The following is a 23,094-nucleotide window of genomic DNA, read 5'->3' as shown; positions in this document are numbered from 1 at the left end:
TATACAATAGTTATTCTTATATAAATCACATTAAAATGCAAGTCACAATTGGTATTGCTCGTTAATTTCACCCCTGAATAATGGGAAATTACTTTTTTAGTAACACAAAAAAACATGACGCGTTCAAAAATTGTGGTAAAATGGTAGTAGGTACTAAAAGGATGTGAATGTACATGTCAATTTTCCTAGTAATCGTTTTGAGTTACCTTATTGGGGCAATTCCGAGTGGTTATATAATTGGTAAAATTTTCTTTAAAAAGGATATTCGTCAATATGGTAGCGGAAACACAGGTGCAACAAACAGTTTTAGAGTGTTAGGTAAACCTGCTGGGTTCGCTGTTACTTTTTTTGATATTTTCAAAGGATTTATTGTAGTGTTTTTACCTGCATTATTTCATGTAGATATTCATGGTATTTTAATTGGTATATTTGCAATTTTAGGTCATGTATTTCCAGTATATTTAAAATTCCGTGGTGGTAAGGCGGTTGCTACAAGTGCCGGAGTGTTACTCGGTGTAAACCCCATTTTATGCTTAATTTTAATCGCAATCTTTTTTGCAATTCTTTATTTAACAAAATATGTATCATTATCAAGTATCATAGCCGGCATTTGCTGTGTCATAGGCTCGTTTATAGTTAATGACAAAATACTACTACTGATTAGTTTCGTAGTAGCCTCTCTACTCGTGATACGACATATTAGTAATATCAAACGTATCATTAAAGGCACAGAGCCTAAAATTAAATGGATGTAACCTTTTTCTATTTATTTCTTTTAGGTTTCAAGATAAAATAAGCTTATACCTAGCCTTATTTATGAGAGGAGTTTTAAAGATGCAATTAGAATTTACAGCTGAAGCAATTGAATGGTTTAAGAAAGAATTAGAATTACCTCAAGAAGGCAAAGCACTTCACTTTTTTGTTCGCTATGGTGGCGAATTTCAATTAAAACAAGGATTTAGTCCTGCGTTTAATATTGAAAATGTAAAAGATATTGACGAAATTGGATACGAACAAACACTAGATGGCTTATATGTCGTTGTTGCTGAAAGAGACGTATGGTATTTTGAAGACGATCACCTCAAAATCGACGTCAAAAATGACGAAATCACATATGAAGCTGAATCAAAATAAAAAGAGATTACAATAACATACATGGAACGTAAGATGACGAGATAAAGTTCCTTATAAAATTAAAAGGTTGAGATATAGTATGCTCAACCTTTTTTATATGCCATTAAAATGTCTACACTTAAAACAAACGGTCATGATAATTTGTTTAAACTGACATAATATTAAGAGGAAAAGTTAATACCGTTACTAAGCGTCTCCCTTTTCTTTTGTCAGCTTACATACTTAGCCTTTAAAAACTATGAAAATAGCCTTCATCTTCACCCATATATGAGCGATGAAGGCTATTTAATATGGCAACAGCATCTCTATGCGATTTAATATTACTGATAGAATTAATTTAACGTAAGCTCTTTTTCAACGCCTGCTTGATTTTGTTCATCAACTTTACTATAAACCTCAAACCAATTCGGAAAACGTTTATCAAGACGTATCGGTCTACGTTCATCTTTAGTAATAATCACATTATCTGTGTAACCAGTAGTCACAATGTCACCTTTTTCGTTGTATATCTCATATTGATATCTTGAGCGTAATTTAGAAAATTTTGAAACCCATGTTTTGATAATCACTTTTTCTGGATATGTGACGCTTTTTTTATAGGTGATGTTTAATTCAGTCACTGGTGATACGACACCTTCATGTTCCATTTCACTGTAATCTAAACCGAGTTTACGAATGTAATCAGTACGCGCTACTTCAAACCATGTTGCGTAATTCCCATGGTAAATCACACCCATTTGATCTGTTTCTTGATATCTAGATTCTATCTCAGTTAAAGCATATAACATACGCCGTCCCTCTTTCTATCATTCGTCACTGTTTAGTGTATCATACATCGTATTTAAATAACGATAATAAACTTCATACAGATTAAACGGGATAGAACTACTACGTTCCATCCCGTTTTATTATGATGATAAAAGCATGTTTTATGCTAATTTTTTACGTAATACCAATTGTAAAATACCACCGTGACGATAGTATTCAATTTCAACTTTAGAGTCGAAACGAGCCACTGCTTTAAATTCAATCGTTTGACCGTCTTCTTTTTTCGCAGTAACTGTCACATCTTGTCCTGGCTGAACGGCTTCTGTAATGTCTACAGAAATGTGTTCTGTACCATCTAAACCAAGGCTATCAGCTGACTCACCTGGTTTAAATTGTAAAGGTAATACACCCATCATGACTAAGTTAGAGCGGTGAATACGTTCATAACTTTGTGCAATGACTGTTTTCACACCTAAAAGGTTCGTACCTTTCGCAGCCCAGTCACGAGAAGAACCCATACCATAGTCATTACCAGCTAATACAACAAGACCTGTACCGTCTTCTTTGTATTTCATCGCTGCATCATAAATGGACATCACTTCTTTCGTTGGCCAATATGTCGTATAACCACCCTCAGTACCTGGCGCTAATTGGTTCTTAATACGAATATTCGCAAACGTACCACGTACCATCACTTCATGATTTCCACGACGTGAACCATATGAGTTAAAGTCACGAGGTGAAACACCATTGTCAGTTAAGTACTTACCTGCTGGCGTATCTTTACCAATCGCACCAGCTGGAGAAATATGGTCTGTCGTAACAGAATCACCAAATTTACCCATCACACGTAAATCACTTAATGGTTGAATGTGACCAGGCTCTTTAGATAAGCCTTGGAAGAATGTAGGATTTTGAATATATGTTGATGACGGATCAAAATCATACAATGGTTGATTTGTAGTATCGATTTCATTCCATAATTCGTTATTTTCATATACATTTTTATATTCTTCTTTAAAGAGTTCTGGAGTCACGACACTATCTACAGTATCTGAAACTTCTTGAATCGATGGCCAAATATCTTTTAAGTAAACGTCATTACCTTGCGCATCTTGGCCAAGTGGTTCATTTTGTAAGTCTACATCAACTGTACCCGCTAAAGCATAAGCGACAACGAGTGGCGGTGATGCTAAATAGTTTGCTTTCACTAAAGGATGGATACGACCTTCAAAGTTACGGTTACCAGAAAGGACTGATGTTACTAATAAGTCTTCTTTAGCCACCGCACGTTCAATTTCTTCGAGTAACGGACCAGAGTTACCGATACAAGTTGTACAACCATAACCAACTAAGTTAAACCCTAATTGATCTAAATAGTCTTGTAAGCCGGCATCACGCAAATAACCTGTTACAACTTTTGAACCAGGTGCAAGTGATGTTTTAACATAATCTGGCACTTTCAAACCTTTTTCAACAGCTTTTTTCGCTAAAAGCCCAGCACCTAACATTACATATGGATTAGAAGTGTTTGTACAAGATGTAATTGCCGCAATCGCAATGTCTCCCGTTTTCATTTCAGTTGAACGGCCATCTTTAAATTCAATCGTCGCTTTTTTATCGAATTCACTTTTATCTAAACCGTGACCTTGGTTACCTGCAGGTGCAGTAACAGATTTTTGGAATGCTTTTTTCATATCACTTAAGAAAATTAAATCTTGAGGACGTTTAGGGCCTGATAATGAAGCTTCTACAGTAGATAAATCTAAATCAACAACATCTGTGTAGTTCGGTTCTGCAGAGGCATCAAAGAACATATGGTTTTCTTTTAAATATTTATCCACTGTTTCAATTTGCTCATCAGAACGACCTGTTAAACGTAGATATTTGAGTGTTTCATCATCTACTGGGAAGAAACCACATGTTGCACCATATTCAGGTGCCATGTTGGCAATTGTTGCACGGTCAGCTAATGGTAATTTTTCAACACCAGGACCGAAGAACTCAACAAATTTTCCAACTACGCCTTTTTTACGTAGTAATTCTGTAACACGTAAAGCGAGGTCTGTGGCAGTTGCACCTTGAGGAAGTTCTTTAGTTAAACGTACACCAATTACTTCTGGAATTGGGAAGTAGGATGGTTGACCCAGCATACCTGCTTCAGCTTCAATACCACCAACACCCCAACCTAATACACCTAGACCATTGATCATCGTAGTATGTGAATCGGTACCTACTAATGTATCTGGGAAAGCAACTTGTTCACCATCGTTTTCACGAACATGAACAACATTCGCTAAGTATTCAAGGTTCACTTGGTGAACAATACCCGTTGCAGGTGGTACTGCATTATAATTTTCAAAAGCTTTTGTAGCCCAGTTTAAAAATTGATAACGTTCATAGTTGCGTTCAAATTCTAATTTCATGTTGCGTTCAAGAGCGTCTGGAGATGCGTAGCTGTCAACTTGAACCGAGTGGTCAATAACTAAGTCCACAGGTACTTCAGGATTGATTTTAGATAAATCACCGCCGACATCATCCATTGCCTTACGTAATGATGCTAAATCTACTACTGCAGGTACACCTGTAAAGTCTTGTAAAATAACACGTGATGGTTTAAAAGGTACTTCACCTTTTACGTTTTCTTTACCAAATGTTGATAACGCCTTAATGTGATCATCTGTGATCACAAAACCATCTTCTTGACGTAAAACAGATTCTAAAAGTACACGAATTGAGTATGGTAAACGACTAATTTCTGTTAAACCTTGTGCTTCGAGTGATTTAAGGTCGTAGTAAGTTAGTGTTTTACCATTCACTTGAAACGACTTTTTAGCTTGCTCTTTTAAATTTGAAGCCATAGAATATCCCCCCTGATATTTTTATATGCCGTTAATATAATTGTATAATTATCCTTCTATGAAAACAACTCTATACGCGTGAAAAGCTTTATTTCAGTGTTTTGACTTTCTAATCAGTAACTATAAATAAAAGTTATCAATCTAAGATAGTGTAATAAGTATATATTATGCTATTTTTCAAATGCGCGCTCTATAAGTATTAAGCGCGTTGATTAGAATCCTTGATAAAATGAATTTTTGACTCCTACGATAGTTGAATGATTTCAACTTCCTGAGTCTGTATAAATAAAAAAGCTTAATGACAAGGTATCACCTCATCATTAAGCAATAAGACCGTTTTCTATTATCTTTCCGAATCACGTATCGCTTTACGCTTAGAAATTAATTCTTCTTCATAATCGTTTCTAGAATTTTCAACATATTCTTTTAAACGATGTTTGTTCGGCGTTAATGTTAAACCGAGGAATTTACGTTCTTTATTGGCATCTTTATAGAAACTGACCATCATCAGTATGACAACAAATGAGAACGGCAAGGCACTAATAATCGCTGCATTCTGAAGTGCGGTTAACCCGGCTTCGCCATCTCCACCACCAGATAATAAAAGCACGAAAGCGATAAGAGATTGTGCAACACCCCATGTTACTTTGACAAATGAACTTGGGTTTTGTGAACCAAATGTTGTTTGCATACCAAGGACGAATGTTGCTGAATCCGCTGATGTAATAAAGAATGATGCGATGAGTAAAAGTGCAATAATTGATAACACCATACCCATTGGTAAATGATGGAAAACACCAAATAATTGTGTTTCAACAGACATATCATAAATTTCTTTATGTTTTTTAGCTGTTTCGATACCAAGAACACCAAATACACTGAACCAAATAAAACTTACGATTACTGGGACAAGTAAAACCCCTGAAATAAATTCTCGAATCGAACGTCCTTTAGATACACGTGCAATAAATACACCAACGAATGGACTCCAGCTTAACCACCAGCCCCAATAGTAAAGCGTCCAACTTGCCATCCATTCACGTTTTTGAGGATTTGTGGCAGCTGCATCAAAGCTGTTAAATAAAAATGAATTTAATAAACTACCTGTAGAACTTGTCAACATATTTAAGATTAAAATTGTCGGCCCAATAAATAACGCAGCTAATAATAAAACTGTACCTAAGCCGATATTTAAATTACTTAAATATTGAATCCCCTTACTGAGTCCTGACCAAGCGCTCATAATGAATAAGATTGTAACAACTACAATAATAATCGATTGTGTCACAATATTATTTGGAACACCAAACAAGTAATGTAAACCACCAGCGATTTGAAGCGCACCCATACCTAGGGATACAGCGACACCGACCACTGTGGCAAAAACTGCTAAAACATCAATGAACGTTCCTATTGGACCATCCACTCGGTCGCCTAAGATCGGTCGTAATGTTTTCGATAATAAACCAGGCTCGCCTTTTCTAAATTGTGCATAAGCAAGCGCAAGTGCAACAACACCATAGACTGCCCATGCATGGAAGCCCCAGTGGAAGAATGTAGAACGTAATGACTCAGTAAAAGCTTGAGTAGATTTCGGATCTGCATTCGGTGGTAAAGCAAAATGCGCTAAAGGTTCTGCAGCACCATAAAACACAAGACCAATCCCCATACCTGCACTAAATAGCATCGCAAACCATGACACTGTATTAAATTCAGGTTTATCATTTGGTCTACCAAGCTTCAATTTACCAATCGGACTAAAAATTAAAAAGATACAAAAGAACACAATCACTGTTGTTAAGATCAGATAATACCAACCTAATGTATTCGTAATCCAAGCTGTAATCATAGATGTAAATCCACCGAATTGTTTCGGTATAAATACCCCAATTAAAACAATCGCAAAGATGATAATTGAACTAAAGATAAATACTGGTGAAAACTTCTTACCATTTTCATTTGGATTTGAAGTATTCATATCAATACCTACTCCCTTTCTCCATATTAAATTTTCAAAGATATGTGCATTTTTTGATTAAACGTTTTAAATAAGCTTTAAAATGCAATCGTCATATATACAATAACAAAACAGAATAACATATTCAACGTGGCATATAAAAATAAGTTTATATAGCAAAATTGCGTCTTGCAATATTATGTCTATGATGTATAATTCTTAAAGTGTTTGAAATCACATTCAGGGGGAGAACATCATGTTAAAGGAATTTAAAGAATTTGCATTAAAAGGTAACGTACTTGAATTAGCCGTAGCCGTAGTGATGGGTGCTGCATTCAATAAGATCGTGACATCTCTTGTTGAGAATGTCATTATGCCGCTCATTGGTCTTTTATTTGGTGAAATTGATTTTGCTAAAAATTGGACAATTTACGGTATAAAATATGGTATCTTCATTCAATCAATTATTGACTTTATTATCATTGCTTTTGCGTTATTTATCTTTATCAAAATCGCAAATACACTTGTTAAACCTAAAGAAGTCGAAGAAGAAATTGAAGAAAGTACAGTATTACTTACTGAAATCCGCGATTTATTACGCGAACAAAATAAAAAAGCTTAATCATATGAAACATGAAAAAGCGGCGCTTAAATCAAAAATTTAACGCCGCTTTTTCTATTTAATTAATAGTACCGTTATTCATTGAAAGTTAAAGATGTAGAACTTTGATAATTTTTCGCATTGACTTCTAATATAGTTGGAATTCTATTTTTGAGTTCTGTGACATGGGAAATAATGCCAACGAGACGCCCTGTCGCCTGTAATTGGATTAAAGTGTCTAGCGCCGTCTCTAGCGTTTCTTGGTCTAACGTTCCAAACCCTTCATCGATAAACATCGCATCTAGCGAAATGCCCCCTTGTTCATTTTGAACAATTTCACTTAAACCTAATGCTAAAGCAAGAGATGCTTGAAACGTCTCACCACCTGAAAGCGAGGTTATATGACGCGCTTGATTAGAATAATAGTCAAACACTTCAATTTCTAAACCACTGTATCCACGACCCTTATCAATTTTACGTACCAATTCATAACGTTGTCCCGTCATATGGCGAAGTCGTTTATTTGCAGCATCTAAAATATGTTCCAAATAATAGATTAAAACATAATTTTCTAACGTTAACTTGAGATTGTTTTTTCCAGAAATCACTTCAGATAAATTAAAAATTGCGCGATGTTGTGTTAAGGATTGCTGAATATATTGAATGATTTCTTCTATTTTTTGAATTTTCTTCTTATTTTCTTGAACTTGAAATGCAGTTTCATTGTATTGCTTAGTGACAGTATTCAAGGCATTTTGTATATGCTCGCTTTCGAGTTGAAGTGCTTGAAGATTATTTTCAGGCAAGCCTTTTAATTTTTGTGACAGCGTATCTCTTTGTGTCGTCCATTTTTGCATATCTTTGTGAAATGTCTCAATACGTGTTTGATATGCTTCTATATGCTCAGCTTCAGTTGTTAATTGACGTAATTGTGCTAACGAGTCTACGTTTAATTTACGCATTTCTTCTTGCACAGTAGCATCCACCTTAGCATACCGTTTTTGATTAGATTGATGTTGTGCATCTTGATGTTTTATATCATTTTTAATAATCATTAATTGTTCATTTACTGTTTGAATGTTCGTTTTAAGTTCATCACGTTCCTTTTGAAACGCATTTACTTCTTTTTCAAGTTTTTCATAAGCTGTTTTAAAGGTATAAAAATCATCGAATTGTGTCGTTTGCTTAAATTGCATTACTTTTTGTTTAGCATGGTCATGCGCGTAATTATTCTTAGTGATATCACTTTTTAATTGTTGAGCATTTTCTTCTAAACGTTGTTTCTTGTCGTTTAAGTTTTCAACTTGTTTTTGTTTTGCCGTTAACTCTTTGATAAGTGACGCATTGTGCACTTTTTGTTTGAGACACGCTTGCTTTTGATGTTCCGGATCCTCAATAGACTCTAATTCCTTCAATTGAATATCAATATGTTTTAGCGTTGTTTGTTGTTCAATCATAGATGTTGCAATTTGACGAACCTTTGCCTCTATTTGTTCGTTTTCTTCTAACTGTTTTTTTACTAGCTCCATGTCTTCACCGGCATTTGTATCATGGACAATTTGGCCACATACAGGGCACGGCTCCGATATAGATAACGTAGCGCGTAATGTTTGAATCATGTCATCATGTGATGCCATTGATTGAGCGCTTTCAGTAATCTCATGCTTTTGTGAAGCTAACTGTTCAATATGTTGCTCTGATGCTGTCAAAGATGCTGTTAATTCATGGCGTTGTTTATCAAGCTCACACTTACGTTTATATTGCTGTTCAATACCGTCAATCTTATCTAACTGTCTTCTTAACGAAAACTGAGTTTCTTTATATTCATCGAGTTTTGAAAAATCTGTAGCTAAAGTGTCTAATTCTGCTTTAATCTGTTCGAGTTGTGCTCGCACTTTTTCTAATGTATGATTTAAGTTTTCATTTTGTTGTAATAATGCCGTTTCATCTTCAAATGCTTGAATAATGTCTTTTTCATGTTGAATATAATGATGTGTTGTCTTTAGTATTTCTAGTTTAGTATCCATATCTGTTTGTTTGGTTGCAAGTTGATCACTTTTTTGATGAAAAGTGTTCAACTCTTGTTGGTACGCTTTCATTTGATTATCTAAGACAGCAAGCTTCTCTTTATTATCATTCATATCTTGTTGCAACTGCTCTAGTTCAGTTAATGCATGTATAGCCAATTGGCTTTCTTTTAATATATGTAATTTCTGTTCGAGTTGCATGATTTCATCACTTTGTTCTTTTAAAGACAATCTTTGATGCTCAACTTCTTTTAATTCGCTACAAAGTTGTTGTCTCATAGTTTCTTGATCGATTTGCGTTTGAACATGCTTCATTTGTTGTTCAATCTTTTCTTTTTCAGATGATAACTGTGACACTTCTTGGAGACCAATCATGTTAAACTCAGATAAATATGTTTCAATTTGTGCATATTGAGAGACATCCGTCTCAAGATAATGTTTTAAAGTTTCATTATCAAGTGCATACATATCTTGCCAGCAGGTCCGCAATCGATCATACGTTTTATCCATGTCGTCTTGAATAGATTTTGTTTTTTCTTTCAAAGTATTTTTTAAATCTTCATACATGACTGTATTAAATAATGTTCGCAAAATGGTTTGCTTATCCTGACTTTTAGACACAAGAAATGATTTAAACTCACCTTGAGGTAGTATAAATAATTGGCGAAATTGATCAACCTTTAAGTTCATTAACGATTGCAAGTATGCATTGCCTGCATTAATTTTACTTTCTTGAAGGACAAAATGGTCATCCTCAAGTTTATAAACTTCTAAAATCCCGGGCGTTTCGCTTTTTTTATTAGGTTTTGTAAATGATGCGGAACGAATCACTTTATAGCGTTGATGATGCATGTCAAATTCATAGATGACTTTGAGTGGTTCTTCTGGAGGGGCAAAATGACTGCGCAATTGTGCTACTTCACGTGCCGTTGTCGATGCTCTACCATATAATGCATAGACTATTGCATCAAAAATCATTGTTTTACCTGAGCCCGTTTTACCACTAATTAAAAAAAGCTGATTGGTTTCTATTTGTGTAAAATCAATATTTTCCTTCAAAAACGGCCCAAAATTTTCTATAGTTAACCGAATGGGCTTCATCTTTATTCCTCCTCTCCATATTGATTTAAAAATGTTTCAACTTCTTTAGTTTGAATGTCATCTAGAGTTTCATCCATCAGTTCTTTATAAAATGTGTCTATAATTTCAAGAGGTTTCATCTTTTTAATATTGTGAGATGCATTGACATGCGTTGTCGATACATATACTTGTTGTGTCAGTGCCAAGGTATTCGGAAACATTTTTTTAAGCTGTTGCATGGGATCTTTGACCATTTCAAGCTCAGATAAACTGAAATGGAAATAATCTTCTTTATTGTCATGTGCAAAACGTCCATTCACAGCATCATCATATGTGGTTTCAACATATTGCAGCTTTCTACGTGGTGACAACGGTATAAAATTTTGAGTGTAATCCTCTTTATTAAAAGTGAAACAGCGGATACCTTTTGGCTGATTGACTTCAGAAAATGAATATTGTAATAAAGACCCACTGTAATAAATATGACTCTGATTTAAAGCAAAAGGATGATGAATATGTCCTAACATCACGGCATCAAATAACGCCACACAATGTGGACGCACACTTTCAATCGTCCCAACGGTGAGTTCTCTTTCAGAATCACTCTTTGGTGCACCGAATATAGTAAAATGGCCAATCAATACATTTTGCTTTGAAGTTTCTATCTGCGGTTTAATACGTTCAACAAGTTGTGTGACAGCTTCTTCATATGTAGTTATTTCTGTACCTAAAAATGCTCTTGCTTCTGCTAACGTGAAAAATGGTAACGTATAAAAACACACATTTCCAAATATAATGGGTTCCTCAAAGTCTGTTAATGCTGTTCGAATATAGAGCTGATTCTGTTTGAACCAATGGGCACCGTAGCGTAGGCGCTCTTTACCATCATGGTTCCCACTTATAATAATCATTGGTATCTTTAAATCGATGTTTAAGCGTGCTATCGTACGCTCCATAAACTCGATGGCCCGTTTACTTGGCATGGCAGTATCAAATATATCACCTGCAATAACCAAAACATCGGGTTGCTCACGTTCAACTTTATCCACTAGTTTATCTAAGATATCGGCTTGATCCTCTAGAAACGTGTGTCCATTCAACACTTTTCCCAAGTGCCAATCTGCTGTATGTATCACTTTCATCATATCACTCCAGAACATTTGTTCTATTTTATTTTAATGAATACATGACTTGCATGCAAGTAAAAACCGAGCTTTATTTCACAACCATCTTCATGAGGTGTTAAAAAGCCCGGTTTATCACTTATAAAATTTAAGAGGCATTTCCTAGTTGACGTTTAATACTTCTATAACGTAATAACATGGCAACGCGCCATGGTAATAACATACTAAATGCTAATAAGAAAAACATACCTGCTAACTCCCCAGGATGGACTGAATTACCGATATAAACTTTTAAAATTGTACGCATAATTAGTAATGATACTAATATAATAGGGAATGCTTTAGATTTTTTTAAATATATTTGTTGGTCTTTTACTTCAAAGTGTGACGTAAAGATTAAAATTGATGAAAAAATAAATCCTACGATAACCGACTCTAAAATTTCTAAACCCGTTAGTCTAAAATATGGTACCACATACATCAATGCGCCTGTTGCCATAAATAATGGTGGTAACATGATTTTTTTAGTGTTGACAGGATATTTTTGCGCTTTTACACGAATAAAAATGACGACAGCGCTCATAAAAAATGCGACGAGGATAGAAAATACTAAAAACGTCATATGTAAATCTCCTTTATAGCTCACCAGTAATAAGCGTATTATATCATATTGAATACCGATACGTTATTGAATTGCCCTATATCATACCACATATAAATAAAATAAGAGATTCGGAAATCATCTCAGATCCGAATCTCTTTTTCATCATTTAAAAGTTGGACATTAAAACTTTTTGTCCATGTTTTTATTCATCATTGTCATCATTTGATTAATTTTTTTCTGTGATGGTTTTTGACCCATTTGCATCATCATCATACGTAACATTTCTTCGTTAATTGGAGGATTTTTCTTTAAATAATCCATCATATATTTACGTGCGAGGAAAAAGCCACCTACAAGTCCAATGATAAGTGCAAGTACAATTAATACGATTGCCAACCATGTAGCCATTATTTCACCCACTTTCTCTATCCTTTTGCATTTTACTAAAATTGATTCAAGTTTTCAAGGTCATTCCAATACTTTCATGAAAATAGAGAGCGGACATTAACGTCTCGCCCTCTATCCTTTCGAAATAATCTATAATGTGGGTGGAAGTCCCGATTAAACATACGTGATGAATGACATCATTTACAAAATTAAAAATGATTAAAGTGCTTCGATTTGTGAAAGAATATTTTCTTTAGTGAAACCATATTTTTCAACTACTAAGTCACCAGGCGCACTTGCACCATAACGATCAATACCAACAACAATGCCTTTCATACCAACATATTTGTGCCAACCAAGCGTTGCGCCCATTTCTACTGCAACACGTTTAGACACTTCTGGAAGTAATACCTCTTCTTGATAAGCTTTTGGTTGTTGTTCAAATGCGTGCCAGTTTGGCATTGATACCACACGTACACCTTTTCCACGTTGTTCAAGATCTTTCGCAACCTCAACCACTAAGCTCACTTCAGAACCTGAAGCTAACAATACGTATTCTGGTGCTTTTTCTGTTTCATACACAACATAAGCCCCTTTACGTACACCTTCTTCAAGTTTTGATTCTTCAACATCTAACACTGGTAAGCCTTGACGTGTTAATACAAGCGCTGTAGGCGTGTTATTAGATTCTAATGCAACTTTCCATGCAACACGTGTTTCGTTGCCATCAGCTGGACGAATAACGTTTAAGTTAGGAATTGCACGTAAACCAGCTAATTGTTCAATTGGTTCGTGTGTTGGACCATCTTCACCAACTGCAATCGAATCATGTGTGAAAATGAACGTTGAACGTACTCCCATAATTGAAGATAAACGTAGTGCTGGTTTTAGGTAATCGCTAAATACAAAGAAAGTAGCGCCATAAGGATGTAAACCACCGTGTGCTGCCATACCATTCACTGCAGCTGCCATCGCAAACTCACGCACACCAAACCAGACATTTTTACCAGTGCCATCTTCTGCAGAGAAGTCGCCTTCAGCTTTAACGTTCGATTTATTTGATGACGCTAAGTCAGCTGAACCACCGAAGAATGAAGGTACGGATTTACCGATGGCTTGAATGATTTCTCCAGAATCTGCACGAGAAGCCGCTTTGTGACCTAACTCAAAACGTGGTAACGCTTCGTCATAGTTTTCAGGTAATTCTCCTGCAATGGCTAATTTAAACTCTTTCGCAAGTTCAGGATATTTTTCAGCATATGCTTCCAAATCTTTTTTCCATGCAGCTTCATGTTCGTCTGCACGTTTGATCATCGTTTCATTAAAGATTTCATACACACTATCATCCACTTGGAATGTTTGAGTCGCGTCTAATTCATAATTTTTGAAAGTTAATTCACGTTCTTCTTCACCTAGTGGTGCACCATGAGAACTGTGACTGTTAGATTTATTAGGAGAACCATAACCAATAATTGTTTTCACTTCAATGATTGTAGGTCCTTCTTGAGATTTTGCTTCTACAATAGCGTTATTGATGGCTTCCATATCATTACCATCAGTAACCATGATATGATTCCATCCATACGCTTCAAAACGCTTCTTAATATCTTCAGAGAATGATTTGTTCGTTTTACCGTCTAAGGAAATATCATTTGAGTCATATAACGTGATAAGTTTATCTAATTTTAAATGACCCGCCAAAGATGCAGCTTCGTGAGAAATCCCTTCCATTAAATCGCCATCAGAGGCTAATACGTAAGTATAATGATCTACAACAGAAATATCGTCTTGATTGAATTTGGCAGCTAAGTGTTTTTCAGCCATTGCCATACCCACTGACATCGCAAAACCTTGACCTAATGGCCCTGTTGTAATTTCTACACCTTTTGTATGGTTGTATTCAGGATGTCCTGGTGTTTTAGAGTCCCATTGTCTAAATTGCTTTAACTCTTCTAATTCTAAGCCACCAGAAACGTGAAGCAAGCTATATAAAAGTGCAGAACCATGACCCGCAGATAAAACAAAACGATCGCGGTTGAAATACGTATTAGAATTAGGATTAAAATTTAAATGTTGCGTCCAAAGTGTGTAAGCCATTGGCGCGGCACCCATTGGTAAACCAGGGTGACCAGAATTTGCTTTCTCAATTGCATCAATGCTAAGCGCACGGATGGTATTTACTGCATGTGTGTCTTTTTGTCCAAACATATTATGACTTCCTTTCTATTCGCTACTAGGGTTATTATACCTTATATACGCGGATAAAACCTATAATTTCATTTGTATTTATAGAGAACTAATGACGTGTATGATTTTGCTTTTGAATTTCTTTTAATTTGCTAGGTGTCACGTCGTTACCCTCAGGATCAATCACCTTCGTATGTTCGATTTGATTTTTAAAACTATTACGAAATGAAGCAAGATATTCACTTCTTAAGCGTGATTGTTCTTTTGCTTCAGCTTCAGTCAAACCTTCACTTTTCTTTTTCTTAGCGAGTGCATTAATACGTTGTAATTTTTCTTGACTAAGCATAATTGAAAACCTCCGTCAATATTCTCTACAAAATATAACAGAAAAGATGCATAAAACCAACCACTCTGACTTATAAGCTGAATAAAAAAGACAATGTGAAACGTCATTCATCATTTCACATCGTCCTTATAAAACCTTTATATTGAATTGTGTATAGTCTCATTACCGTGCGCCTCATTTCTATGTCTTTATGTCAAATGTTCGGTTTTAAATTTATCGAACTGTCACAGCGAGCACACTTTGTTGATCTTTAGACTTTTGTTCGTATTTTTGTACGTGTTCTGTTTGGTTAGAATTAATTTGATGATCAGTCATTTCGTACGTTTGTTCTGTATGCGCAGTTTGGCTAGTCATAATAAAAAACACGAAAAAGATAATCATAGAAACAACAAATACTGATAAATACAGATATATTTCATTTAATTTAACTTTAATCATTATCAACATCTCCTAGAACATTTGTTTGTGTTACTAATTTAACAGAACGAATGTTCTATGTCAATACCAAAACGAACAAATGTTTGTTCTGTTCGGATAACTATGCTATAATGTACATAAATCAAGCAAAGGAGTGCAATCAGATGAGAGAACTGACAAAAAGACAAGAAGAAATATTTGAATTTATTAAGCATATTGTTCAAACAAAAGGATACCCGCCAAGTGTTCGAGAAATAGGAGAAGCAGTTGGATTAGCTTCAAGTTCAACTGTTCACGGTCACTTATCACGCCTTGAAGAGAAAGGCTACATCCGTCGTGACCCTACAAAACCTCGAGCAATCGAAATCGTAAGTGAGCTCATGGGTGAACCAGTAAATATGGAAGAAACAATTTATGTACCCGTTATCGGTAAAGTTACCGCTGGTACGCCGATTACTGCTGTAGAAAATGTTGAAGAATATTACCCACTGCCTGAACACTTTACTTCTACACATAATGGCCAAATCTTTATTTTAAATGTTGTAGGAGACAGTATGATTGAAGCTGGTATTTTAGATGGCGATAAAGTAATCGTAAGAAGTCAATCAATCGCAGAAAATGGCGATATCATCGTAGCGATGACGGAAGATGATGAAGCCACAGTGAAACGTTTTTATAAAGAAAAAAATCGTTATCGTTTACAACCTGAAAATAGTAGTTTAGATCCTATCTACTTAGAACACGTCACTGTGCTAGGTAAAGTTGTAGGCCTATTTAGAGAACTGTAATTCAATGTGATCTCCTTTGCTTATATAAAAACACCATCCCTAATTTGCGGATGGTGTTTTTCTTATCATATTTTTTAATTTAAACCGAATTGTTCTTGTGGTACAACGCCTTGTTTAATTTCAGAAGGCAACTGACTTTTCATTTCTACAAATAATTCTTGAAATCTCGTCTCTTCTTCATCTACATAGCCTTCAAAGACAACCTTATCAATATTTTCTTCATTGAAATAATAAATTTGATCTTCAACAACCCCTAAAGGATATTTACACGCGGAATAATCAAACATATATTTTTTATCATCTATTTCTACAATAGGACCACGATTAATAATCATTAATTTTTGTGAACCTTCTTTTAAATATATAATACTTCCAATTGTTTTCATAAATATCTCCAATCCCTTTAGTTACATCAAAGCATTAGCTTATTATGTATTTAAAATAGAACGTTATTTTTTTTTATAGATTATAGCTTCAGATACTCCAACTTTTACAGTAGCATAGCTTAAAAAGCTAAAAAATATAAGGAAAATTAGATGTATAATACCAATAATAAAATTAAAATCATTATATAGTAAGATAATGGTTAATGTCATAGATAATGCGAATAGACCCATTAAATAACCACTAATAATGAGCAGTTTAGTTTTTAACGTATTAAGAATTCTTAGTTTGTATTGTTTTTCACTTGATTTAAACCATGAAATTTCGGACCTTTTCCAAATTATCATTTGCACTATGGCAACTAAAATGAATGACAGTATGACTATTAATTTCGCTGTTGAAAGTTGAATCGTATCCATTGTTTTATTAACAATAGGCCTTAATACTGATGAAAGAAATACTGCCAGACCTGCTCCGATAGAAGCGAGTGCTGAGCGATTGTCTGTATTCATTTTCTTAATTACATATTAATGATATTCTTCCTCACTTAATTTATACGCATTTAACGGCAACCAATTAATCATTGGGAACAAATAAGGAAGAATATTTTTTTGTAAATCAACTAAAAATATACCTTCATCAGACTTCCATAATTTATACCTCAAATTTTTATTTAAATTTTCAAAATGACCAATAGGCCTATGCTTGTTCAAAATTTTCCAACTCCAATGATTGAATTATGGTTTGCAATAGATTATCAAAATTCCCTTTAAATATTTTAATTTAATATTAACTCGTAATTTTTATTAAATGTATCTATGAACAAAACATCTCTCATTATTCATTTTTTAATAATTTAACCGTTACAATTTCTTTATTATAAGAAACAATATTAATAAACGTAAAAATAATCATTTGTAAAAACCATGCCAAATACATGATATAGTTGATTTCTTTGTAAACAAACAGCATAGTATACCCTATTGATAAAAATAAAATACTATAGACATAAAAAATAATGAAATAGATAAGGTGTTTGAGCTTTGGAATGATTGTTAATTTACATGTTGTAGGGAGGTTTGATTTAAATATTTCAGTTTTCTTTCTGAAAAAAAGTTGCAAGATTACTGTTAATGTTAAAGCAACTAATACCATAGAAATACCTACAAACACACTAATGGGAGCATAGACATATTTTAGTAATGGCCTTAGTAGCACTGAAAACAATACGATGCAACCCATGATCATACTAGTGTTACTTTTTTTATGTACGCCTTTATTTAATAACTTTTCGTATGCTTCAGAATCAATTTTATAACAAGATTTTGGAAACCAATTAATCATTGGAAAAATGTAAGAGAGTATGTTTTTTTGTAAATCTATCAAATAAAATTCATTATTAACATGTAGTAATTTATATCTTACATTATGCTTTACATCATCAATTCGTCCTGTCAATTTACACTTTGTCATACTTTAATCCCATCCTGTCTTACTCATTAACAAATCACTTGTATTAACATTTTTCTGTACACTCATCTATTTTAATCTTTCACATAAAGTACTGCTATGACCTTACCGATATTACAAGGAACTGAATTCAAAAGACCGATGATAAACAGAAATGATACAAAAACTATAAATATAATCATATTAAATTGGTTCGTGGTGAGTATATCTACTATAAAAGAATATATAAATGCACATATAAATAAAGAGACTAATACAAAGGTAAATTTAAACTTAAAAGAGGGCCTGAGTCTTAAATAGAGCTGACTCCTCTTAAAATTATAGTTTTCAAGCTTTAATTTAAAATGAAGATACGCATAAAATAAAATGACGGCCAAAAACACTACACTCACTATACCTATAGCCATTTTAAAATTAAATGAATGGGTTGAAATATGTATTAATGGACGGATTAACGATGATAATAATACTGAAATCCCTCCCATCATCAAGACATCATTTTTATTATGTTTTCTATGCTTAGTAATTACTTTTAAACCTTTATATTCATCTTCATTTAATTTACAAACTTTCAATGGAAACCAATTTAAAAACGGTAAAATGGATGAAAGCACATGTTGTTGGAAATCTATGAGATATGTATCTTGATCTGTTTTATAGATTTTATATCTATAATTTTTATGAACGTGTTCTATCGTACCATTTACTTTTTGTTTCCTCATAAAACAACCCACTTTAATGATTTATTCTGTTATTAAAACCCTTTATATCCACTAATCAATTTTAAAATGCTACTGATGATCTTATTTGTTAAAATCACACATGTTCTACCGAAAATTTATATGTTATTCTTCAACTTTACTCATCAAATAAATCAGAACCTCTCGCATAAAGTATTGCTTTGACCTTACTAATCGAGCATGCTGCTGAATTAGCTAAGCTTATACAAAAAGAAAGTACGATAAACATCATTGCAAGAACTAAGTTAAATAAATTTTCATAAACTATTAATATTAAAGGCATTATAAAAAGAAGCCAGAAAAATAAATACCCTAAAATATAAATCGCCTTAAACTTCCATAATGGGATTACTCTTATTTTAAAATGAGTCATTTCAAAATTCATATCTTGAATTTCTAATCTTTTTCGAAAATAGTAGTGAACAATTATGAGAAAAAGCATAATTACAGACACGAATAAAATCGATGTAAAAAAACTGATAGGATATCCAGGTTCATTACTGAGTGGTCTTAAAAGTGTTGAGAGTAAAACACTTATTCCTCCTATTGAATATATAAAATTTTTATTTACCTTATTATGATGAATACTTGTTTTCAAACTATAATAGTCATCATCAGTTAATTTAACCGCTTTTAACGGTAACCAATTTAAGAATGGAATTGCATACGACACTAAATTTTGATGTAAATCAATAAGAAATATGCCTTGATCTGACTTAAATATTTTGTATCTAAAATTTTTATAGATGAGTTCTATAGTACCATCGATTTTTTGTTTCCTCATAAAACAACCCACTTTATTATGTAATTCAATTTTCAATAAAATCTACCAATCACCACAGATTTTCCACTCATAGTTTGGTCTTTAATAGTATTAATTACTACAACAATATGATGGATTTAATACTTTTAAATTACAGTCTCAATCTTTATCAATTTCATTCGACTTTTTTATAAACCACTGCTTTAACCTTACCTATATATAAAGCTATCGAATTAAACATACTAACTACTAGTGCATATAAGATTAATGATATATACATAAAGATATTAAACTCTTTAGCACCTATAATGATATATAACAATAAAGATAGAATTATCCAAAAGAACACATATGCTAACACATAACAAACTTTAATTTTAAGTCGTAGGTTAATTCTTAATCGATAACAACGTGTTGAAAAATTCATGTTATCAATATAAAGCTTTTTTCGTATAATGCAATAAAATAATGTAATGACACTTAACATTACTATTACTGATAAGATAGATACGAGAATACTTATAGACTCGGTATCAGTTTGCTTAAAGTACCTTAATAACGATGAAAATAAAACCGTATAACCTCCTACTTTAAAAATATCTCTTTTATTAACTTTTCTATAATCATTACTAGCTTTAAAATGTTGATATTCTTCTTCAGTTAATTTAACTGCTTTTAACGGTAACCAATTTAAGAATGGAAAAAGGTACGACCATATGTTTTGGTGTAGATCAATTAGAAATATGCCTTGGTCTGAATTAAAGATTTTATATCTAAAATTTTTATGTACGTGTTCTATCGTGCCATTCACTTTTTGCTTATTCATTTGTTACTCCAATCTATTTCCATTCTAGCTACCTCTTTTTTGACAAACCAATCATTTTATAAAAAGTTAACTGTAATCAAAACGTTATTTGAGCAAGGTGTTTATTTATAACACCTTTATGTAGTTATATCATTTATCCTTATATATGGTGTATGAACACCCTAACTTGAACACCGAAACGCCATAATCATTCACAAGATCAAATCAATTATCAAAGCCTTTGAAAACACACTTCCTAAGTTAAAGATGATATACAGTAGCCAAATGCATTATACACACTTTATATATCAGCTTACGGTTCTTCTTATGTGATAAATGCGTTGATAGGTAGCTCATCTTTAAAAGAAAATTTAGGATTAGGTATATAAGTACATTTATTAAAACTGATTAAGGGACACTCTACATTAATAAATATTATGTTGTCGTCTCTTCAATAATTTCATTAATAATCAAATCATCATATATTATACTTACATTGTCAATACGTTAATTCCATTTTATTTTGTGTTAGTTTTAAATTCGCTGTAAATATTTCACTTTTATTTAGATCATTTGTGTATCGTTGTATTAGTGACATACAAAAACCCACGATTCAAACTGAACTCTTTGAATCATGGGTTCTTAAATCATCGCAGCATATGAAAATCGTCAATGGTATTTATAATACCATTCTATAGTTACCACATTTATGACGCTTTAGATTTACTTCTCACATAGAAAAAAATAACTGAAATTGCTGTTATTACAAATGTAGAGATACTACTATTTATCACTTTAGCAAGGAAACTATTGCGATTAAATAGTGTATTAGCTATGATGGCTAGCATCGCAACAATAATACCATCTAATAAAATTGCAACTTCACGCAACATTAAATTACCCATGTTAAATCCTCCTTTATCAAACCATTAGATTATTGAAAGTTACACCAATCTGACTTATAAACATTATTTTGATTTATAAACACATAATAACTTTTCAAAAATGATTCATAATTTAAATATTATATCATCATAATGTCGGCTATTAAATATATCCGTCTAAAGTAGTATATGGTTGAGATAATAATTCATATCCAACTACGCAATAAGTCAAAATGACTTCGTAATTAAAAAACACCCTTAAAGCTATACTTTAAGGGTGCAATAAGATTATTTCTTATTTAATATTTCTTTAACACGTTCTAGAATATCCTTAGTTTGTTGTTCAATATTGGGCATATCTTGAACTTTCATATTATAAGTATTCATACTATCAACCTCATTTGATTGATTTTTTCCCAATATTAAACTGTGTTAAACATTATCCAGTATAATTTTCAGTCCAATAAGGTTGTTTGTTTTTATTGAAGTCAACACCTACACCAAGTGTAGATACATTAGGATGTAAGATGTTTTTTCGATGACCAGCAGAATTCATCAACCCTTGGTGCGCAAAAATTGCGCTTTGTTGACCATAAGCGAGATTTTCTGCTGCTGTTCTATACTGATGTCCATCTTTTTTCATACGATCAAAAGGTGATTCACCTTTTAAATTCGTATGGTCAAAGTACTGATTCACTGCCATATCATGACTATGTTTACGTGCAGTGTCAGCTAACGCTTCAGAGTAATTTAATGTTTTTAAATTGTTTTGAACACGTGTTGCATTGACTAAATAATAGTCTAGTTTTTCATAACTTTGAGCTAAACCTTTTGAAGGGGCACCATACTGACCATTTAATCTGTTTTCCATCTCTTTACTTACTTGTAAAAGCGCAGTTAACTGATTACTACGATGTTTATCATAAAATGCTGTTGTATAGATACCATCTTTTTCAAATACATCATATTCATCATTATTTTGACGATATAGTGTATTCCCTTTTTTGATTCCTTCTAAAGGTTTACCTAATTTTTCACGTACCACATTTTGTGGTGTGTTGTATTTAATACCTGATTTAGAAGTAATGATATTTTGATTCGTAAATAAACCATGAACTTTACCATTAATATAACTTACTAAGATAAAGTCATTAAACTTGTTATGATATACATGCCATTTTGTACCATATTCATTATCAAGTACAGCTGATGCTTTACCGAATTTCGCCTCTACATCTTTTTGTGACATGTTAATCTGAATGTTGCGTATCGCAAACGCTTGTTGATCTGGGGTCTTTAATGCTGTATGTGATTTATTACTGTCAACAAGTTGATCTACTTTGGTAGTAACAGGTTGCGACAATTTTTGTGTCGCATCTGTAGGTTGAACCGGAATCGTTAATACAATGCCAAAACCTAGTATGAGAAACGATATGAATGATTTAATAGAAATCCACTCCTGTTTTTTTAGTCTCTATCACCGTTGAAAATCGAATTTCTTACAATCACATAATCTACTTTTCGTAGTGCACCGATATCTTTACCACCCGCATAAGAAATAGAACTTTGTAAGTCCTCTTGCATCTCAGTAAGGGTATCTTTGAGTGAACCTTTATGTTCTACAAACATCTTTTTGCCTTCCACATTTTTACGTTCACCTTTTTGATATTCTGATGCACTTCCAAAATATTCTTTATACTTTTTACCATCAACTTCTACTGTTTCACCTGGAGACTCATCATGAGCTGCAAATAAAGAGCCAATCAT

22 protein-coding genes and 1 pseudogene are annotated in these 23,094 nt (G+C 33.2%); 4 read left to right on the top strand and 19 right to left on the bottom strand.

The genetic code is table 11. From position 1 onward, the window contains the following. The first annotated feature begins 173 nt into the window (after positions 1 to 173). Both plsY and G8Y85_RS04470 read left to right on the top strand, forming a co-directional pair. Positions 174 to 755 (top strand): glycerol-3-phosphate 1-O-acyltransferase PlsY, encoded by a 582-nt coding sequence (plsY, locus tag G8Y85_RS04475; RefSeq protein WP_037564464.1) that lies wholly within the window; start codon positions 174 to 176, stop codon positions 753 to 755. A 79-nt stretch (positions 756 to 834) separates the two neighbouring features. Further along, positions 835 to 1,134: a HesB/YadR/YfhF family protein gene (locus G8Y85_RS04470; protein WP_060550987.1), complete on the top strand. Its 300-nt coding sequence runs from the start codon at positions 835 to 837 to the stop codon at positions 1,132 to 1,134. Between the two features lie 332 nt (positions 1,135 to 1,466). On the opposite strand, the gene menI is transcribed toward G8Y85_RS04470, so the two are convergent. The 3 genes from menI to G8Y85_RS04455 form a co-directional block, all read right to left on the bottom strand. Continuing rightward, positions 1,467 to 1,922: a 1,4-dihydroxy-2-naphthoyl-CoA hydrolase MenI gene (gene menI / locus G8Y85_RS04465; protein WP_060550985.1), complete on the bottom strand. Its 456-nt coding sequence runs from the start codon at positions 1,920 to 1,922 to the stop codon at positions 1,467 to 1,469. Between the two features lie 141 nt (positions 1,923 to 2,063). After that, on the bottom strand, positions 2,064 to 4,763 hold the full coding sequence (acnA, locus tag G8Y85_RS04460) for an aconitate hydratase AcnA (RefSeq protein WP_103345765.1): 2,700 nt from the start codon (positions 4,761 to 4,763) through the stop codon (positions 2,064 to 2,066). 343 nt (positions 4,764 to 5,106) lie between these two features. Next, positions 5,107 to 6,741, bottom strand: coding sequence for a BCCT family transporter (locus G8Y85_RS04455; RefSeq protein WP_165805492.1), 1,635 nt, complete (start codon positions 6,739 to 6,741; stop codon positions 5,107 to 5,109). A 235-nt stretch (positions 6,742 to 6,976) separates the two neighbouring features. Here G8Y85_RS04455 and mscL point away from each other — a divergent pair, with 235 nt between their 5' ends. Further along, positions 6,977 to 7,342 (top strand): large conductance mechanosensitive channel protein MscL, encoded by a 366-nt coding sequence (mscL, locus tag G8Y85_RS04450; protein ID WP_037564479.1) that lies wholly within the window; start codon positions 6,977 to 6,979, stop codon positions 7,340 to 7,342. A 74-nt stretch (positions 7,343 to 7,416) separates the two neighbouring features. Here mscL and sbcC read toward each other — a convergent pair whose 3' ends face one another. The 7 genes from sbcC to sosA form a co-directional block, all read right to left on the bottom strand. After that, positions 7,417 to 10,449, bottom strand: a complete 3,033-nt coding sequence (sbcC, locus tag G8Y85_RS04445) for an exonuclease subunit SbcC (RefSeq protein WP_165805491.1) — start codon at positions 10,447 to 10,449, stop codon at positions 7,417 to 7,419. Positions 10,450 to 10,451: 2 nt separating this feature from the next. Next, the gene (sbcD, locus tag G8Y85_RS04440) at positions 10,452 to 11,570 is read right to left on the bottom strand and encodes an exonuclease subunit SbcD (protein WP_165805490.1); all 1,119 of its coding nucleotides are present in this window, start codon (positions 11,568 to 11,570) and stop codon (positions 10,452 to 10,454) included. Positions 11,571 to 11,700: 130 nt separating this feature from the next. Then, positions 11,701 to 12,174, bottom strand: coding sequence for a CcdC family protein (locus G8Y85_RS04435; RefSeq protein WP_037564483.1), 474 nt, complete (start codon positions 12,172 to 12,174; stop codon positions 11,701 to 11,703). Positions 12,175 to 12,336: 162 nt separating this feature from the next. Then, a complete protein-coding gene (locus G8Y85_RS04430) occupies positions 12,337 to 12,576 on the bottom strand; it encodes a YneF family protein (protein ID WP_037564485.1) in 240 nt (79 codons plus the stop codon). Positions 12,577 to 12,762: 186 nt separating this feature from the next. Further along, entirely contained in the window at positions 12,763 to 14,751 is a 1,989-nt protein-coding gene (gene tkt, locus G8Y85_RS04425; RefSeq protein ID WP_165805489.1) for a transketolase, read from the bottom strand. Positions 14,752 to 14,839: 88 nt separating this feature from the next. Continuing rightward, positions 14,840 to 15,076 carry a DUF896 domain-containing protein gene (locus tag G8Y85_RS04420; protein ID WP_105996103.1) on the bottom strand — a complete coding sequence of 79 codons (237 nt, stop codon included), beginning with the start codon at positions 15,074 to 15,076 and terminating at the stop codon, positions 14,840 to 14,842. A gap of 213 nt (positions 15,077 to 15,289) precedes the next feature. After that, positions 15,290 to 15,514, bottom strand: a complete 225-nt coding sequence (gene sosA, locus G8Y85_RS04415; RefSeq protein ID WP_165805488.1) for a DNA damage-induced cell division inhibitor SosA — start codon at positions 15,512 to 15,514, stop codon at positions 15,290 to 15,292. A gap of 143 nt (positions 15,515 to 15,657) precedes the next feature. On the opposite strand from sosA, the gene lexA reads away from it, so the two are divergent. After that, positions 15,658 to 16,281, top strand: coding sequence for a transcriptional repressor LexA (lexA, locus tag G8Y85_RS04410; protein WP_037564495.1), 624 nt, complete (start codon positions 15,658 to 15,660; stop codon positions 16,279 to 16,281). Between the two features lie 74 nt (positions 16,282 to 16,355). On the opposite strand, the gene G8Y85_RS04405 is transcribed toward lexA, so the two are convergent. From G8Y85_RS04405 to G8Y85_RS04360, 9 genes and pseudogenes are all read right to left on the bottom strand, one after another. Further along, the gene (locus tag G8Y85_RS04405) at positions 16,356 to 16,667 is read right to left on the bottom strand and encodes a DUF4176 domain-containing protein (protein ID WP_103345770.1); all 312 of its coding nucleotides are present in this window, start codon (positions 16,665 to 16,667) and stop codon (positions 16,356 to 16,358) included. Positions 16,668 to 16,730: 63 nt separating this feature from the next. Beyond that, positions 16,731 to 17,378, bottom strand: a pseudogene (locus G8Y85_RS04400) (DUF443 family protein). A gap of 124 nt (positions 17,379 to 17,502) precedes the next feature. Next, positions 17,503 to 18,138 carry a DUF443 family protein gene (locus tag G8Y85_RS04390; RefSeq protein WP_165805487.1) on the bottom strand — a complete coding sequence of 212 codons (636 nt, stop codon included), beginning with the start codon at positions 18,136 to 18,138 and terminating at the stop codon, positions 17,503 to 17,505. 71 nt (positions 18,139 to 18,209) lie between these two features. Continuing rightward, positions 18,210 to 18,857 carry a DUF443 family protein gene (locus G8Y85_RS04385; protein ID WP_103346497.1) on the bottom strand — a complete coding sequence of 216 codons (648 nt, stop codon included), beginning with the start codon at positions 18,855 to 18,857 and terminating at the stop codon, positions 18,210 to 18,212. A gap of 136 nt (positions 18,858 to 18,993) precedes the next feature. Beyond that, positions 18,994 to 19,659, bottom strand: a complete 666-nt coding sequence (locus tag G8Y85_RS04380; RefSeq protein ID WP_165805486.1) for a DUF443 family protein — start codon at positions 19,657 to 19,659, stop codon at positions 18,994 to 18,996. Positions 19,660 to 19,813: 154 nt separating this feature from the next. Beyond that, positions 19,814 to 20,464, bottom strand: a complete 651-nt coding sequence (locus G8Y85_RS04375; protein ID WP_165805485.1) for a DUF443 family protein — start codon at positions 20,462 to 20,464, stop codon at positions 19,814 to 19,816. A gap of 686 nt (positions 20,465 to 21,150) precedes the next feature. Next, positions 21,151 to 21,348, bottom strand: coding sequence for a hypothetical protein (locus G8Y85_RS04370; RefSeq protein ID WP_165805484.1), 198 nt, complete (start codon positions 21,346 to 21,348; stop codon positions 21,151 to 21,153). 418 nt (positions 21,349 to 21,766) lie between these two features. After that, a complete protein-coding gene (locus G8Y85_RS04365; RefSeq protein ID WP_169925252.1) occupies positions 21,767 to 22,780 on the bottom strand; it encodes a CAP domain-containing protein in 1,014 nt (337 codons plus the stop codon). Between the two features lie 14 nt (positions 22,781 to 22,794). Further along, the coding region (locus G8Y85_RS04360; RefSeq protein WP_198649302.1) for an IMP dehydrogenase at positions 22,795 to 23,094 on the bottom strand (300 nt) is incomplete at its 5' end.

The organism is Staphylococcus sp. 11007852 (assembly GCF_011394325.1).
Taxonomy (GTDB): domain Bacteria; phylum Bacillota; class Bacilli; order Staphylococcales; family Staphylococcaceae; genus Staphylococcus; species Staphylococcus agnetis.
Note: the sequence above shows the minus strand (reverse complement) of the source record. Positions and strands in the feature narration are given on the sequence as shown.